A 16513-nucleotide genomic window follows, 5' to 3' on the forward strand; every position below is an offset into this window, starting at 1 on the left:
TGGGGCTGGAACGGCCCAAGTGCAATTGCGTAAGGCAGGTGCTGCCCAGGAAGTTCAGGGTGCGCGATTGTACGCAAGCATCGAGAGTCACGCAAGAGGCCGTCCATCGCGCCTTGACAGGCCCCGGTGGGGGTCCTAGCATGCCGCGCAACCCTTCTGGAGCAACTGTCGCTGATGCAACCCCAAGCTTTCTACCGCGCGGTGGCGGACGATTTTAGCGCCGTCGACGGCATCATCAAGAAGCAGCTGACTTCCCGAGTGCCGCTGGTATCGAAAATCGGCGATTACATCACCTCGGCCGGCGGCAAACGCCTGCGTCCTTTATTGGTGCTGCTGTGCGGCAAGGCCCTCGGTCGCGAAGGCGACGACCTGCGTCTGCTGGCCGCCACCATCGAATTCCTGCACACCGCGACCCTGTTGCATGACGACGTGGTCGACATGTCCGGCATGCGCCGTGGTCGTTCGACCGCCAACGCCATGTGGGGCAACGCGCCAAGCGTGCTGGTCGGCGATTTCCTGTACTCGCGCTCGTTCGAAATGATGGTCGAACTGGGCTCGATGCCGGTGATGAAGATCCTGTCCCAGGCCACGCGCATCATCGCCGAAGGCGAAGTGCTGCAACTGTCCAAGGTGCGCGACGCCAGCACCACCGAAGAAACCTACATGGAAGTCATCCGCGGCAAGACCGCGATGCTCTTCGAAGCCTCGACCCACAGCGCTGCCGCACTGGCCGGCGCCACCGCCGAGCAGAGCGAAGCCCTGCGCACCTTCGGCGATCACCTCGGCGTGGCGTTCCAACTGGTCGACGACTTGCTGGACTACAAGGGCGACGCCGAGACCCTGGGCAAGAACGTCGGTGACGATCTGGCCGAGGGCAAACCAACCCTGCCGCTGATCTTTACCATGCGCGAAGGCACGCCGGAACAGGCTGCCCTGGTACGCCAGGCGATCCAGAAAGGCGGAATCGAAGACCTCGAAAGCATCCGCATCGCCGTGGAGGCCTCGGGTTCGCTGGAGTACACCGCGCAACTGGCCCGTGACTACGTGGCCCGTGCGATCAAGTGCCTCGACGCGCTGCCGGCCAGCGAATACCGCGATGCACTGGTAGAACTGAGCGAGTTTGCGGTCGCCCGCACGCACTGAATTCGCCAGGCAGATCAAAAGATCGCAGCCTTCGGCAGCTCCTACATCAATCACCTGTAGGCGCTGCCGAAGGCTGCGATCTTCTGCTTTTGGCTCCATCAAAGGCTAAAACCTTATACAATGTGCGACTTTTAGCGATCCACATCCCAAGGAGCCTTAGTGAGCACGTTGCCACCCTGCCCGAAATGCAATTCCGAATACACCTACGAAGACGGTGCCCAGCTGATCTGCCCTGAGTGCGCCCACGAGTGGTCGGCCAACGGCGAAACCGAAGTGGCGTCCGATGATGCCGTGAAGAAAGATTCGGTCGGCAACGTCCTGCAGGACGGCGACACCATCACCGTGATCAAGGACCTGAAGGTCAAGGGCACCTCGCTGGTGGTCAAGGTCGGCACCAAGGTCAAGAACATCCGCCTGTGCGATGGCGACCACGACATCGACTGCAAGATCGACGGCATTGGCCCGATGAAACTCAAGTCCGAGTTCGTCAGAAAGGTCTGATCCGCTTGTCATCCATCCCGCGCCCGCCGTGGGATGGAGCTCCGACCTCTCCTGCTTTGCTCCCGCATACTCGCGTAATAGCCAGACGCCAGCCGTTTTGACCTTACGCAATCTTTACCCGGAAAAAATCGCATTCCGCCAATAGGCACTTGCTATTTGACGAATAAGAATTATTCTCATTGAAACCTTTCAAGGAGATGAGACCCATGACTTATTTGATCGATGCCTGGCTGGATCGCCCACACCCGTACCTCAGGATCCTGCATCGGGAAACCGGCGAAGTCTGTGCGGTTCTGGAAGAAGAAGCCCTGCATGAGCTGCAGGATCAGGGCGACCTGGACGTCAGCAGCCTGAATTCCAGCGAGCCGCTGGTGCTCAAGGAGCTGGTGCGCAATCTGTTCCTGTTCTGCTATGCCCGGGCGTTGCGCCCGACCCATGAGCTGCATCACAAGATCGAAATATGAGTAGCGCGGAAAAAACTGTGGGAGCCAGCCTGCTGGCGAAAGCGGTGTGTCAGGCACGGATGATTGCCTGAAAGGACGCCTTCGCGAGCAAGCCCGCTCCCACATTATTGACCTGTCACCGGGACAGGCCAGGCATTACAGAACGTCCAGCAGCTCGACGTCGAATACCAGAACGCTGTGCGGCGGGATGCTGCCAACGCCTTGAGCGCCGTAAGCCAGTTCGCTCGGCACGTACAGGCGCCATTTGCTGCCGGCGTTCATCAGTTGCAGGGCTTCGGTCCAGCCGGCGATCACGCCGCCCACCGGAAACTCTGCTGGCTGGCCACGATCGTAGGAGCTGTCGAACACGGTGCCGTCGATCAGCATGCCGTGGTAGTGAGTACGCACGGTGTCTTCACGGGATGGCTTGGCGCCTTCGCCCTGGGTCAGCACTTCGAATTGCAGACCGGAAGCCAGGGTGGTGATGCCGTCTTTCTTGGCGTTTTCAGCCAGGAACGCACGACCTTCGCCAGCAGCCGCTTCAGCTTTGGCGGCGGCTTCGGCTTGCATGATCTCGCGGATCACCTTGAAGCTGGCGGACATGGCTTCCTGATCGACACGGCTTGGCTTGCCGGCGAATGCGTCGGTCAGACCGGCCAGGATGGCGTCCAGGCTGACACCCGGTGGCGGGTTGTCGCGCAGCTGGTCGCCCAGCTGACGGCCAATGCCGTAGCTGACGCGGGTTTCGTCGGTGGACAGATTTACTTCGGACATGACACTGCTCCGCTGTGCGGACGGCCGCAAGACTTGCCGTGCGTGCACAGCGCGTCCCGGCGCGCCCGGAACCTAAAAGGGCGAGCAGACTAGCACAGATGCCCAGCGATGGCGCGCAACGCCTACAGGGCCGAGCGCCACGCCAGCGGCACTTTCAGGCTTTCATCGACGCTGCCGCCCAGGCCGCACATTTCATCGTGCACCGAGGTATGTACGAGGTTGAACGGCAGCACCGGGAAGTTATGCAGCAAATCCCGCGCGTGCTCCACCGAACGCAGCTGCAGCATCTCGCCCTTGAGATCACTCAACGGATACGCGGCGCCATGCATCCGCGCTTCGAGCAGATAAATCCCGCCCTCCATGGAGATCAGGTTCAGCTCATCGACCTTTCTGGCGATGGCAAACGCATTCAACTCTTGCAGGTTCATGAAGGCACCTCGTGCGATGGCGAGCCAGGACCTTTACAGGGATATGCCCGCGCGCACCAAAGCACAAGCCACAAACGACACCGCCCGTCTGTTTCGCAACAGACGGGCGATGCATTTGCAGCGAGCAATCAATGATCAGTGCTTGGTGAGCTTGTCCAGATAGCCCATCGCAAACGCCGAGATCACGAAGGTCATGTGGATGATCACGTACCACATCAGGTGCTCGGGATCGACGTTCTTGGCGTCCATGAAGATCCGCAGCAGGTGGATCGAGGAAATCGCCACGATCGACGCCGCCACTTTCATCTTCAGCGACGAGGAGTCCATGGTGCCCAGCCAGCTGAGCTTCTCTTTGCCTTCGTCGATGTTCAGCTCGGACACGAAGTTCTCGTAGCCGGAAATCATCACCATCACCAGCAAACCGCCCACCAGCGCCATGTCGATCAACGACAGCAGCACCAGGATCAGATCCGATTCGGCCATGGAGAACACGTTGGGAATGACATGAAACACTTCCTGGAAGAATTTCAATGCCAGCGCCAGCAGCCCGAGGGACAGCCCGATATAGATCGGCGCCAGCAGCCAGCGCGTGGCGTACATTGCATTTTCGATAAAGCGTTCCATTGACTCTCACACAATAAGGATTGAAATCGGCGGCGAGTATACCAGCCGACCGTGACAGCCAGAAACGGCCCGGCCCGCCCCTCCAATCAGCGCAACCTGCGTGTGTGTATGATTTTTTTTCTGCTACTGTCCAAACCATTGACCGCCTAGCGAAAGTGGACAGGACGACTGGAAATGCATGTGCGATTGCCGTTGAAAACTGCCGGGATTTGCCTCGCTCTGCTGCTGGGCGGCTGCTCTCCCGGCGAAGAGAAAAAAACCTCGGTCAGCCTCGACGCGAAGACGGCAACCTTCGAACATTCACTGGACGCCATCACCGATCCGAAGCTCAAGGATGCCGTGACCGAACTCGGCGGTTCGCTGCTGTTGCTCGAACGCGCGCAACTCAAGCTCGATAGCCCTCCCCTGAAAACCGTCTACGGCGAAGACACCCTCGGCATCCTCAAGCACTACCCTTCGCCGCAGGCGCTGGTCGATACATTCATCAACGGACTGTTCGTGCTGCACAAGGACGCCAGCTCCGACTACCTCACCGACCTGCAACCAGTGTTCCCGTTCAACCTGAACATTCCCGGTGGTTTTCTGTTTCCGCATGGCGTGGAATGGCAGTCGGTGACCCTGAGCAACAAGCGCGTGATCACCTATCAGCCGGAATGGTCGGAAACCGATCCCGGCATTCAGTTGAGCCCGTCCAGTTCCAATGTCAACAACCCCGATGACCTGACGGTGACCTACCCGTTCATCGAGGGGCTGGATGTCGACAAGAAGACACAACCGCAGCCAGTGAGCCTGCAGGGCAACGTCGAAGTCATCACGCCGCGCCGCCTGTTCACCTTCAACCTGAGCCAAAAGGATGTCGGCCAGACCCGTACCGACGACAACCTCAGCGTCACCCTGCTGAAGCTTGCAAAAAACTACGCCGAAATCGAATTCAGCAACAGCCTGCCATTGGCCCCAGAGGTTGAGGGTGCGCAGCTCAATCCGTTGATCGTTCAGGCCCGCGACACCACCGGGCAATACCTGGTGCGCGCCGGCTCAATCAATGAGAGCCCGGCACAGGTGGCTTTCTACGAGAAACAACTGGCACATCTGCAACAGCAGAAAACCTGGAGCGAGGCACTGGAAAAACAGCTGGAGGACGAACAGCGCGCCTTCGAGCAGCAACATCCGCACCGCTATAACAAGGTTTACTTCAACGGCCCCGTCGACACCCTTGAGGTCAGCGTGCTCGATTTTTCATCGGCGACCGTGACCCGCAAGGCGCTGGATTTGCCGGTGCGCACTTTCAGTCAGCACACCACGGAAAAGACCATCCAGCCGCTGGACCCGGACGTAGTGGTCTATGACGATCTGGCGCCGAACTGGCTCAAGGGCGCGAGCCTGACCGAGGAAGCGTTGAAGGCCGGCATCCGCATCCATCAGTCCGTGGAGGATCCGAGCGCCGCGCGCATCCAGTTCTCCCACCGGCGTACCTTCAACGATGAATTGCTCGGCGATGATTTCAGCCCGGGAGAAAGCCCGGTGACGTTCTTCACCGAGAAACGCAGCGGCAAACTCGACGAGCCGATCGAACTGCCAGCCGAGGCCTATCAGGTCGATCCGCTGCAAGCGACGATCACTTACGATTTGAACCTGTTCCCGGAAACTCCGGCAATTGCTGTGGGTTCGATGCCGCTGTTTCTGGCGAGCGTCGACAAGAAAACCTACGACGCCAAGGCCCTGCCCAAAGGCCTGGAGATCAAGAACAACACACTGGTGGTGGACCTGAAACGGTTCCCGGCCAACGCCTGGCGTTTCTTCGTCAAGGACGACAGCGGCAACTACCTGAAACAGATTCTCTCGGTCAGCCATGACGCGAGTGCGCAAGGCCCGGCGCTGTTCGGCGTGCATTACTTCTATGGCCGTCCAACGCAAGTAGAGACCTATCAGCGAACTGAACTCAATACCGTGCAATACGGGTTTGAGGTCAAGCTCGACAAGGCGCCGTTGCCCGACACGGCGCGGTGATTGCGCCTAATGGTCGAACACGCCGACCGGACGCCCACGGCCACCGTTGATCTGGCGCAGCTGCGCCTGCAGGTGCAGGCTCCAGATCTGCGGATCGTTGGCCAGTTCGTAGCCGTGCATCGTCAGGCTTTCCACAATGGTGTCGAGAATCGACTCGGCGGCAACCGGCCCGTGAAACGGGCCCTGGGCCTTGATGGCGGAGGGTTGTTCGCCGGCCATGCCGGCGGCGAAGAGCAAGGTCCACATGCCGTTATCGCCGGCCAGGGGTTTAATGGCGCATTCGATACGGGTCACAAGACCCAGGCATTGACGGGTGAGGCAGAGGTTGCGCGACATGGCGGCGACCCTCGGTAAAACCTGTATTCAGCCTTCACGCGAAGGCTGTTTCGATCCAGTGATACTGTCGATGTCCTTGAGCTGAGAATAGAAGAAAAGTCCGCTGCGCAAGCCGGATAGAACCAGAAGGCGCCGAATGGTCATTGTGTGAATTCTGACGCCAGAGTAGTGGCACTTTTCCCGAAGATCAGCGCAAAAATCAATCTGGAAAAACACAGTGGGAGCGAGCCCGCTCGCGAATGCGGACTGTCAGGCAACTTATTCGTCGTCTGATACAGCGCTTTCGCGAGCAGGCTCGCTCCCACTGCTTTACTGCATGAAGGCTCAGGCTGGTTTGGCCTCTGCCAACGCTTCTTGCGCCAACTCCTTCTCCGCTTCCTTCAGATCCTCTTCGCTGATCATCTCGGCAATCACCCGCAGACGTTCAACCACGCGTGCGTTGACGCTGCCCTCAGGAAATTCGCCTTCGGCATTCGGCTCACCGGCCGGCTCGCCGACCAACAGGCTCAAAGCCTCGTCAGCCTGACGCACCGCGTACACGTGGAACTGCCCGGCGCGCACGGCCGCCAGCACCTTCTCGTCGAGCATCAGCGTGGCGACGTTGGCCTGCGGAATGATCGCGCCCTGCTCGCCGGTCAGCCCACGCGCTTCGCAGAGACGGAAGAAGCCTTCGATCTTCTCGTTGACGCCACCGACCGCCTGCACTTCGCCGAACTGGTTGATCGAGCCGGTGATCGCGAAGCACTGCTTGAGCGGGGTTTTCGACAACGCCGAAATCAACGTGCAAGCCTCGCCCAGCGACGCACTGTCGCCATCGACGTAACCGTAGGATTGCTCGAGCGCAATGCTCGCGGAAATCGCCAGCGGGAATTCCTGGGCGTAACGGCTGCCCAGATACCCGGTGAGGATCATCACGCCCTTGGAGTGGATCGGCTGACCGAGATTAACCTCGCGTTCGATGTCGACGATGCCGCTGCCGCCCGGGTACACCGTGGCGGAAATCCGCGCCGGTACACCGAACGCCGAATCGCCGACTTCCAGCACGGTCAGCCCGTTGCACTTGCCGACCGCGGCGCCGTCGGTGTCGATCAGGATGATCCCGGCGAGCATGTCGTCGAGAATCCGCGCCGATACGCGGCCAGTGCGAGTGGCTTTGGCTTTCAGCGCACGCTCGATGTGCCCGGCGTCGGTCATTTCATCACCGGCCAGATGGCGAATGAAATCCGCCTCGCTGACCAGTTGGAACAGGTCGCCGATACGCGCCGACAAACGCCCCTGATGCTCTGCCAGGCGTGCGCTGTAGGTCGCCAGACGCGCCACCGCATCGGCGGTCAGCGGCGCCATGCCTTCTTCCGAAGTGCGGGTTTTCAGCAACTGGGCGAACTGCTCCAGGCTTTCGTCGACCATCGGGATGTCTTCGTCGAAGTCGACCAGCACGCGGAACATCTCCTGGAAGTCCGGATCCAGGTCCTGCAGCGTGTAATACAACTGCCGCGCACCGATGATCACCACTTTGACCTGCAACGGAATGTGCTGCGGATTCAGGGTTACGGTGGCGAAACGGCCCATCTCCCCCAGCGGCGATTCCATCTTCAGTTTGCGCGATTGCAGGGCGCGCTTGAGTGCGTCCCACACGAACGGCTCACTGAGCATTTTTTCCGCTTCAAGAATCAGGAAGCCGCCATTGGCGCGATGCAATGCGCCCGGGCGCAACTGGCGATAAGTGGTGTAAAGCGCCCCTTGATCGGTGGTGTATTCAATGCGGCCGAACAGGTTTTCGTAGGTCGGATGCGGCTCGAACACCACCGGCGCACCACCACTGTGCGGATGACCGACCACCAGGCTCGGCGCGTATTGCTCTTCCAGCAGCTTGCGCGCCACGGCGTCGGTCTTGCTGTCGTCGACCAGTTGCTCGACCACGGTTTTCAGCAGATACACCTGCATCGCTTGCAGGTAACCGCAGACCGCGGCGTTCTCCGCGTACTTTTCCGACAGCGGCGACAGCAACGGCTGCAAGGCCAGGGTGATGGTTTCTTCGTTGAGCTGACGCAGCTGATTGTTCGACTCGCGCTTCCACTGCGGCAGGCTCGCGAGCTCTTCATTCAGCCGTTCTTCGAGACCGGAAATATCCTCGTGGAAACGCTCGCGCTCGGCTTCCGGCAATTGCGAAAACTCGGCTTCATCCAGCGCCTTGCCTTCGAGCATCGGGGTGAAGGCGATGTTGCTGCTGTCGCGGTACAGGGCGACGTCTTTTTCCAGGGCCAGACGTTCGATGACGTCCAGCGCCTTGTCGTAGCGCTGGTTGAAGGCGCGGTCGATGGCGCTTTTTTTCTGCTGGTAGGACGGGTGCTCAAACACCGCCGGGAACGTCGCCAGCAGGTTGTCGATCAAGCCGTTGATGTCGCCGATGAACGCGCTCGCCGTGCCCGACGGCAGCTCCAGCGCGCGGGGCTCGCGCGGCTCATCGAAGTTGTTGACATAGACCCAGTCCGCCGGGGTCTGCAGGCGTTTGCCTTCGGCCTTCAGGTAGCGTTTGACGAACGAGAAGCGACCGGTGCCCGGTTCGCCCATGACAAAGACGTTGTAACCGGGGCGTGGCATGGCCACACCGAACTGCAAGGCTTCGACCGCACGTTCCTGGCCAAGCACACCGCGAAAGGGCTCCAGATCATTGGTGGTAGTGAAGCTGAACTGTTCAGCGGAAAACGGACGGGTCAGCGCTTCGGGCGCTAGACGCAAGCTGGCAGCAACAGGATCAGGCATCGGGCTTCCTTAACAATCAGGCGGGGCAGATAGCGGCATTCTGGCGCTGCCCGTGCCCCACTGGCAAGGCGCGCCACACGACAAAGCATAGACAACCGGGTGACCCTGCCCCGCCCCCCGGCAAATCGGGGTTATCGCCAAATCTTTTGTAAAAACTCACGGAACCCCAGGAACGTGCCTAAACTCCAAACTGCGCGGCTGGAACGAATACTGGCCCACTGGCACCGTCAGGTGTCAGAACCCTGTCCATTGGTATGCACACAAAGAGAACAAAGCTATGAAACGGATTCTTCTCGGTACTCTCTTCACCGCTGTTTCCATCAACGCCATGGCTCAGGCGCCAGGCGGTCCGGATTGCGGTTGGGGCAACATGCTGTTCGAAGGTCAGCGTGGCACCCCGGCCCACTTCCTGGCATCCACCACCAACGGCACCTCCGGTAACGCTACGTTCGGTATGACGTCCGGCACCAACGGTTGCTCGACCAACGCGTCACTGACCTACGGCGGTAAATCCTGGTTCGCCATGAATGGCATGATGAACGAGCTGTCCGAAGACATGGCAAAAGGCAACGGCGAAGCGCTGACGACTTACGCTGTGGTACTGGGCGTGGCGCCGGAAGACCGTGCGCATTTCGCCGCTGTCACTCACGAGCACTTCCAGCAGATCTTCAGCAAGGCTGACGTGACCGCCGAAGACGTGCATACCAACACCCTGGCTGTACTGAAATCAGACCCACGTCTGGCCAAGTACGCCACTCAGGCTTAAGCTCGACCCCACCCGCTTCTTTCGGGAAGCGGGTTTTGTTTTGAGTGCAATCACTCGAATGTGACGCTGAACCTGTGGTGAGGGGATTTATCCCCGATCGGCTGCGTAGCAGTCGTGAAACCATTCAATTGGTGTATCTGATACACCGAGTTTTGCAGGTATGAGGGCCGCTTCGCAGCCCATCGGGGATAAATCCCCTCGCCACAGGGAGTGATCGCAGCCCGATCCGGTTTTTTTCTTTCGACTTAAGTTGCCACTTATGCTCAAACGCCTTGCCTGGCTGGCGCTCTGTGTCTGCGCCCCGCTGTCCGCCGCGCCTCACATCGACCCTCAACGTTTGCAGCAACTGGCCAACGACCGCTTCTGGATTTCCCTCGGTCATTACGAAACCGCCAAGCTCGGCGGCTGGCGCAGCTATGTCAGCGACAGGAAATTCTTTCTCGCGCCTGATGGCAACGAACACCCCGACCATGAGTTGGCCGCCACCGTGCAAGCGCTGTATGCCCCGGCCAGTCTCGGCGAGCAGCACGCGCAGTGCGTCTATCCGGCCCGCACCCGCTGGCTGAAAGCCCAGCTCAATCTCAGCGATCTGCCCGCCCCCGATTGCGCCGAATTCAAGAAATGGTTCAAGGATGTCTCGCCGCACAGCGCGGTGATGATCTTTCCTGCGGCGTACCTCAACAGTCCGTCGTCGATGTTCGGCCACACCCTGCTGCGCATCGATCAGGCCGACGTGCAGGCCGACAAGACTTCGCTGCTCAGCTACGCCATCAACTTCGGCGCCTACATCGAAGGCTCTGACAACAGCATCCTCTACGCCTGGAAAGGCTTGATGGGCGGCTACCCGGGGCTGTTCGCGCTGGTGCCGTATCAGGAAAAACTCTCCGAGTACCGCAGCCTGGAAAACCGCGACCTGTGGGAATACCGGCTGAACCTGACGCAAGCAGAAACCGCACGCATGGTCGAACATGTGTGGGAGCTGAAGCAGATCCAGTTCGACTATTTCTTCTTCGACGAAAACTGCTCCTATCGCCTGCTCGAACTGCTGCAGGTGGCGCGTCCAAGCCTGCGCCTGACCGAGCAATTCCCGCTGACTGCCATCCCTACCGACACGGTCAAAGCCGTGAAGGAAGCCGGACTGGTGGAAAGTATCGAATACCGCCCATCCCGCGAACGTGAACTGCTCAGCCGTGCCCAGCCGTTGAGCAGTGACGAACAGCAATGGGTGCTGAACGTCAGCGCCGATCAACAGGTATTGCAAGAGCCGACCTTCAAAGCCCTGCCCCGGGATCGGCAGGCGCTGATCATCGATGCTGCGTATCGTCTGGAACGCTACCGCGCCAACGGTCAGGAACGTGATCCGCAACGCGCACAGCGCAGCTTCGAACTGCTGCGGGCGATCAACAAAAACCCGGCGCCGGAGCTGCAGATCCCCCAACCGGGCCTGCCCGAAGACGGCCACGAATCACGCACCTGGCAGGCCGGCATCGGCACCCGGGGCGACCGTGCGTTCGGCGAGTACGGTTTGCGCATGGCCTATCACGACCTCAACGACAACGCCGAAAGCTTCCCCCTCGGCGCACAGATCGAAATCCTGCAGATGAAGCTGCGCCAGTACGAAGGTAACCAATGGCAATTCCAGCAACTGGATCTGGCGACCATTCGCTCGCTGACCCCGCGCAATGAGTTGCTGCAGCCGCTGTCGTGGCAAGTCACTGGCGGCCTCGAGCGCGTACCGGGCAAGCATGATGACGAGACGCTGGTCAGCCACGTCAACGGTGGCGGCGGCGGCACTTGGGCGCTCGGTGATGACGTATTGGGTTTTGCTCTCGGCACCGTGCGCGTTGAACACAACAATGACTTCGCCGAATTCGTCTCCCCGGCCGGCGGTTTCAATACCGGCGTGTTGTGGAAAAACCCGCTGGGCAATCTCAGCCTGGAAGCCAAGGGCGATTACTTCTTCAATGGTGAAGTGCGCCGTAGCCTGAGTCTGAACCAGCAGTGGGAATTGTCGCGCAACCTCGGTTTGCGCCTGAGTGCGCAGCGTGAGTTCAGTCATGTGGCGACGCCGGAAAACGAAGTGATGCTCGAAGTGAAGTGGTATCACTATTAAAAGATCGCAGCCTGCGGCAGCTCCTACAGTGGGAATGCATTTTTCCTGTAGGAGCTGCCGCAGGCTGCGATCTTTTGATCTTCCTTTCACACCCCATCAACGAATCACCTTCTAGACTTTCCCTATCAGCCGAGAATCGGCGCGGGAGAGTGCGATGTGGCGGTGTGCGGGACTGTTGGGTGTTTTGCTGTTGCTCGGGGGTTGCCAGACCACCCATGAAGACTTGATCGCCAAAGGTTATCCACCGGCCTTCGCCGACGGTTTCGATGACGGTTGCGTCAGCGGCCGGCAAGCCGCCGGCTCGATCAGTGGCGAGTTTCGCAAGAACGTGCCGCGCTACCTCAAAGACAAGCAATACGCCGAAGGCTGGACCGACGGCTTTCGCCAGTGTCAGGCGATGCTCGAGAACAAGGATCGCGAAGAGTATCGCAATGAACACTGGGACGAGCGCGAGCGCGTCTGGCAGCAACAGAAGGATCAGGACGCCGGACGGGCTTATCGCTCGCAATAGGTCGTTTCCAGACATCCAGTGAAACCAAATGCCGGCGACCATGGCCCAATTCCTATCACAGGAGGACACCATGAGCCGCGCTTTCGTCAACGAAGACAATGCCGCTGCGCAAGCCGACCAGCCCGTCGAACGGCAGGTCAGCGCGCAGCCCAATTACGTCACACCGCAGGGGCTGGCGCAGCTGCAGGCCAAAGTCACCGAGCTGCAAGCCCTGCACGCTGAACAATCGGCCAAGGGCGAACAAGCCGACAAGCAGCGCCAGGCTGATCTCGAAAGAGATTTGCGCTACTTCAACCAACGCCTCACCAGCGCGCAGGTCGTTGCCCCCGCGACCTCTACCGAAAAAGTGCAGATTGGCAGTTGGGTGACCTTTGCCGACGAGCACGACACCGAAAGTCGGGTGCAACTGGTCGGCGAAGATCAGGCCGACGCCAGTCAGGGCCTGATCAACTGGGGCTCGCCGCTGGGCCGGGCGCTGCTCGGCGCCCGCCTCAATGACGAGGTGCTGTGGCAGCGCCCCGCTGGCGATCAGGTGATTGAAGTGATTCGCATCGAACCGGCTTAAACCACGCCTTGGGCCAACATCGCATCGGCGACTTTGACGAAGCCGGCGATGTTCGCGCCTTTGACGTAGTTGATCCGCCCGTCCTCTTCGCCGTAATGCACGCAAGCGTGGTGGATCGACTGCATGATCGCGTGCAACTTGCTGTCCACCTCGCCTGCGTTCCACAGCAGGCGCATGGCGTTTTGCGACATCTCCAGCCCGCTGACCGCGACCCCACCGGCGTTCGACGCCTTGCCCGGGGCGAACAGAATGCCGGCCTCGATAAAGATATCCACAGCCTCCAGCGTGGTCGGCATGTTTGCGCCCTCGGCGACGCACACGCAGCCGTTGCGCAGCAGTGTGCGCGCGGCGTTGACGTCGAGTTCGTTCTGCGTGGCGCACGGCAACGCGATGTCGCACGGCAGCGACCACGGCAACTGCCCGGCACGGAATTCCAGACCGAACGCCGTGGCCAGTTCGCTGATGCGTCCGCGTTTGACGTTTTTCAGTTCCAGCAGCGCCTGCCACTGTTCTTCGCTCAGGCCCGATTCGCAGTACAGCGTGCCTTCGGAATCGGACAGGGAAATCACCTTGCCGCCCAGGTCCATGACCTTGCGCGCCGCGTACTGCGCGACATTGCCGGAACCGGAGATCGCCACGCGTTTGCCTTCGACGGTCTGCCCGCGGCGCTTGAGCATTTCTTCGGCGAAGTACACGCAACCGAAACCGGTGGCTTCCGGGCGAATCAGGCTGCCGCCGTAGGTCATGCCTTTGCCGGTCAACACGCTGGTGAACTGGTTGCTCAGGCGTTTGTACTGGCCGAACAGGAAGCCGATCTCCCGCGCCCCGACACCGATGTCGCCAGCCGGCACATCAACGTCCGCGCCGATGTGGCGGTACAGCTCGCTCATGAACGCCTGACAAAAACGCATCACTTCAGCGTCGCTCTTGCCCTTCGGATCGAAGTCCGAACCGCCCTTGCCGCCGCCCATGGGCAATGAGGTCAGAGAGTTCTTGAAGGTCTGCTCGAAGGCGAGAAACTTCAGCACGCCCAGGTTCACCGAAGGATGGAAACGCAAGCCGCCCTTGTACGGGCCGATGGCGCTGTTCATCTGGATGCGGAAACCGCGATTGACCTGGACCTTGCCCTGATCGTCGACCCACGACACGCGGAACACAATCGCCCGCTCCGGCTCGCAGATACGTTCCAGAATCCCCGAGGTCAGGTAGTGCGGATTGGCTTCGAGAAACGGCCACAGACTGCGCAGGACTTCTTCGACGGCCTGGTGGAATTCGGGTTGATCCGGGTCGCGTTTTTTCAGGCGGGCGAGGAAGGATTCGACGGATTCGATCATGGGAAAAGTCTCGGCAAATTTATTGTCGTTGGAAGCGATTGAGCCGGACTGTAACAAACGAATTGCGCACAGGAACAGCGCAAAATGTCGCAGTTATGAAATTAAATGGTGCACAGGATATAAATCAGAGGGCTTTTCGGACTGATATTGCACCTGAATGGGGAGTTAAAATTGAAGTCATGCACCAACAGTTATACCGCCTTCGCGAGCAAGCTCGCTCCCACACTTGAAATGCGCTCCCCTGTGGGAGCGAGCTTGCTCGCGAAGGGTTCGACTCGGTTGCATCTGAAAAACCAGACAAAAAAAAACGGAGCCCGAAGGCTCCGCTTTTCATCCAACCAACCCGAATCAGGCCAGTTTCTTGTGGCGTACCCGGTGTGGCTGGGCCGCCGCTTCGCCAAGACGCTTTTTACGGTCGGCTTCGTACTCGGTGTAGTTACCTTCGAAGAACACCGCTTGCGAGTCGTCTTCGTACGCCAGGATGTGGGTCGCGACGCGGTCCAGAAACCAGCGATCGTGAGAGATCACAATGGCGGCGCCCGGGAAGTCCAGCAGGGCTTCTTCCAGGGAACGCAGGGTTTCGACGTCGAGGTCGTTGGACGGTTCGTCGAGCAGCAGGACGTTGCCGCCCTCCTTCAGGGTCAGCGCCAGGTGCAGACGACCGCGCTCACCACCGGACAGGTCCTTGACGAACTTCTGCTGGTCGCCGCCCTTGAAGTTGAAGCGACCGACGTAGGTGCGCGACGGGATCTCGTAGTTGCCGATGCGGATCTGGTCGGAACCGTCGGAGATCTGCTGGAACACGGTCTTGCTGCCGTCGAGGTCTTCACGGCTCTGGTCAACACAGGCCAGTTGCACGGTTTCACCGACTTCGATGCTGCCCGAATCCGGCGTTTCCTTGCCCATCAGCATGCGGAACAGGGTCGATTTACCAGCACCGTTACCACCGATCACGCCGACAATAGCGCCCTTCGGCATGGAGAACGACAGGTTGTCGATCAGGACGCGATCGCCGTAGCCCTTGGTGACGTTCTTGAATTCGATGACCTTGTCGCCCAGACGTGGACCGGCCGGGATGTAGATCTCGTTGGTTTCCGAACGCTTCTGGAATTCCTGCGACTGCATTTCTTCAAAGCGTGCCAGACGAGCCTTGGATTTCGACTGGCGGGCCTTGGCGCCTTTGCGCACCCACTCCAGCTCTTCCTTCATGGCTTTTTCGTGAGCCGACTGTTGCTTGGACTCCTGGGCCAGACGATCGGACTTGGCTTCCAGCCAACCCGAGTAGTTGCCCTCGTAAGGAATGCCCGCGCCGCGGTCGAGTTCCAGAATCCAGCCAGCAACGTTATCCAGGAAGTAACGGTCGTGCGTGATCGCGACCACGGTGCCCGGGAAGTCGTGCAGGAAGTGCTCCAGCCACGCCACGGAGTCAGCGTCCAGGTGGTTGGTCGGTTCGTCGAGCAGCAGCATGTCCGGAGCGGACAGCAGCAGGCGGCACAGGGCCACGCGACGCTTTTCACCACCGGACAGGTGTTCGACCTTGGCGTCCCAGGCCGGCAGACGCAGCGCATCGGCAGCGACTTCCAGTTGACGCTCAAGGTTGTGACCATCGCTGGCCTGCAGGATTGCTTCGAGCTTGGCTTGCTCGGCAGCCAGCTTGTCGAAGTCGGCATCCGGGTCAGCGTAAGCGGCGTAGACCTCGTCCAGACGCGCTTGCGCGTCCTTGATCACGCTGACCGCTTCCTCGACCACTTCACGCACGGTCTTGGTCGGATCAAGTTGTGGCTCTTGCGGCAGATAACCGATGTTCAGGTCCGGCATCGGACGGGCTTCGCCCTCGAACTCGGTGTCGACGCCGGCCATGATTTTCAGCAGCGTGGACTTACCCGAACCGTTGAGGCCGAGTACGCCGATCTTGGCGCCGGGGAAGAACGACAGCGAAATGTTTTTCAGGATTTCCCGCTTCGGCGGAACAACTTTGCCCAGCCGATGCATGGTGAAGACGTATTGAGCCATGGAGAACCTTGGGTCAGTGACAGATGAATGATTGGAGCGCAGGCGATGCCCGGCCAGACCGATGCGCGTCGTTCACTTGATGGTCATCAATGCGTGCGCGCTGAAAAAGTCTGAGTCTAGGAGCTGGAACGCTCCCGCGTAACCGGCAAAGCTACCTGAATGACGGAAGGCAGTCCAGCCGAGTGGGGCTGG

The 16513-nt window shown here is 60.0% G+C and carries 15 protein-coding genes; 8 read left to right on the forward strand and 7 right to left on the reverse strand.

Features of this window, described 5'->3' with window-relative positions; translation table 11 throughout:
• Positions 1 to 174 precede the first annotated feature (174 nt).
• The 3 genes from HXW87_RS28010 to HXW87_RS28020 all read left to right on the forward strand — a co-directional run bounded on the left by HXW87_RS28010 (position 175) and on the right by HXW87_RS28020 (position 2108).
• Complete coding sequence (locus tag HXW87_RS28010; RefSeq protein ID WP_047296661.1) at positions 175 to 1143, forward strand: polyprenyl synthetase family protein; 969 nt, start codon at positions 175 to 177, stop codon at positions 1141 to 1143.
• A 159-nt stretch (positions 1144 to 1302) separates the two neighbouring features.
• Positions 1303 to 1644, forward strand: a complete 342-nt coding sequence (locus tag HXW87_RS28015; RefSeq protein WP_041065279.1) for a zinc ribbon domain-containing protein YjdM — start codon at positions 1303 to 1305, stop codon at positions 1642 to 1644.
• Positions 1645 to 1850: 206 nt separating this feature from the next.
• A complete protein-coding gene (locus HXW87_RS28020; RefSeq protein ID WP_008078558.1) occupies positions 1851 to 2108 on the forward strand; it encodes a hypothetical protein in 258 nt (85 codons plus the stop codon).
• 135 nt (positions 2109 to 2243) lie between these two features.
• On the opposite strand, the gene HXW87_RS28025 is transcribed toward HXW87_RS28020, so the two are convergent.
• The 3 genes from HXW87_RS28025 to HXW87_RS28035 all read right to left on the reverse strand — a co-directional run bounded on the left by HXW87_RS28025 (position 2244) and on the right by HXW87_RS28035 (position 3913).
• Positions 2244 to 2861, reverse strand: a complete 618-nt coding sequence (locus HXW87_RS28025; RefSeq protein WP_047296663.1) for an FKBP-type peptidyl-prolyl cis-trans isomerase — start codon at positions 2859 to 2861, stop codon at positions 2244 to 2246.
• 122 nt (positions 2862 to 2983) lie between these two features.
• Positions 2984 to 3289, reverse strand: coding sequence for a DUF6482 family protein (locus HXW87_RS28030; protein ID WP_027612827.1), 306 nt, complete (start codon positions 3287 to 3289; stop codon positions 2984 to 2986).
• A 135-nt stretch (positions 3290 to 3424) separates the two neighbouring features.
• A complete protein-coding gene (locus tag HXW87_RS28035) occupies positions 3425 to 3913 on the reverse strand; it encodes a TIGR00645 family protein (RefSeq protein ID WP_007963798.1) in 489 nt (162 codons plus the stop codon).
• A 174-nt stretch (positions 3914 to 4087) separates the two neighbouring features.
• Here HXW87_RS28035 and HXW87_RS28040 point away from each other — a divergent pair, with 174 nt between their 5' ends.
• On the forward strand, positions 4088 to 5920 hold the full coding sequence (locus HXW87_RS28040) for a hypothetical protein (RefSeq protein WP_239778168.1): 1833 nt from the start codon (positions 4088 to 4090) through the stop codon (positions 5918 to 5920).
• A gap of 6 nt (positions 5921 to 5926) precedes the next feature.
• Here the strand turns inward: HXW87_RS28040 and HXW87_RS28045 are convergent, their stop codons facing one another.
• Both HXW87_RS28045 and HXW87_RS28050 read right to left on the reverse strand, forming a co-directional pair.
• The gene (locus tag HXW87_RS28045; protein ID WP_047296668.1) at positions 5927 to 6256 is read right to left on the reverse strand and encodes a hypothetical protein; all 330 of its coding nucleotides are present in this window, start codon (positions 6254 to 6256) and stop codon (positions 5927 to 5929) included.
• A gap of 324 nt (positions 6257 to 6580) precedes the next feature.
• Positions 6581 to 9019, reverse strand: coding sequence for an ATP-binding protein (locus HXW87_RS28050; RefSeq protein WP_239778169.1), 2439 nt, complete (start codon positions 9017 to 9019; stop codon positions 6581 to 6583).
• Positions 9020 to 9296: 277 nt separating this feature from the next.
• Between HXW87_RS28050 and HXW87_RS28055 the strand changes: the two genes are divergently transcribed.
• The 4 genes from HXW87_RS28055 to HXW87_RS28070 all read left to right on the forward strand — a co-directional run bounded on the left by HXW87_RS28055 (position 9297) and on the right by HXW87_RS28070 (position 12974).
• Positions 9297 to 9785: a DUF3015 domain-containing protein gene (locus HXW87_RS28055; RefSeq protein WP_007909797.1), complete on the forward strand. Its 489-nt coding sequence runs from the start codon at positions 9297 to 9299 to the stop codon at positions 9783 to 9785.
• A 259-nt stretch (positions 9786 to 10044) separates the two neighbouring features.
• Complete coding sequence (locus tag HXW87_RS28060) at positions 10045 to 11898, forward strand: DUF4105 domain-containing protein (protein WP_239778171.1); 1854 nt, start codon at positions 10045 to 10047, stop codon at positions 11896 to 11898.
• Between the two features lie 154 nt (positions 11899 to 12052).
• Positions 12053 to 12409: a hypothetical protein gene (locus tag HXW87_RS28065; protein WP_121187276.1), complete on the forward strand. Its 357-nt coding sequence runs from the start codon at positions 12053 to 12055 to the stop codon at positions 12407 to 12409.
• Positions 12410 to 12479: 70 nt separating this feature from the next.
• A complete protein-coding gene (locus HXW87_RS28070; protein ID WP_121187278.1) occupies positions 12480 to 12974 on the forward strand; it encodes a GreA/GreB family elongation factor in 495 nt (164 codons plus the stop codon).
• Here the strand turns inward: HXW87_RS28070 and gdhA are convergent.
• Positions 12971 to 14308 carry an NADP-specific glutamate dehydrogenase gene (gdhA, locus tag HXW87_RS28075; RefSeq protein WP_121187280.1) on the reverse strand — a complete coding sequence of 446 codons (1338 nt, stop codon included), beginning with the start codon at positions 14306 to 14308 and terminating at the stop codon, positions 12971 to 12973. The two genes, HXW87_RS28070 and gdhA, sit on opposite strands and share 4 nt — an antisense overlap.
• 348 nt (positions 14309 to 14656) lie before the next feature.
• Entirely contained in the window at positions 14657 to 16321 is a 1665-nt protein-coding gene (gene ettA, locus HXW87_RS28080; protein WP_047296679.1) for an energy-dependent translational throttle protein EttA, read from the reverse strand.
• Positions 16322 to 16513: the final 192 nt, after the last annotated feature.

It is taken from the genome of Pseudomonas sp. Y5-11, assembly GCF_022368695.1.
In the GTDB taxonomy this organism is placed as follows: domain Bacteria; phylum Pseudomonadota; class Gammaproteobacteria; order Pseudomonadales; family Pseudomonadaceae; genus Aquipseudomonas; species Aquipseudomonas parakoreensis.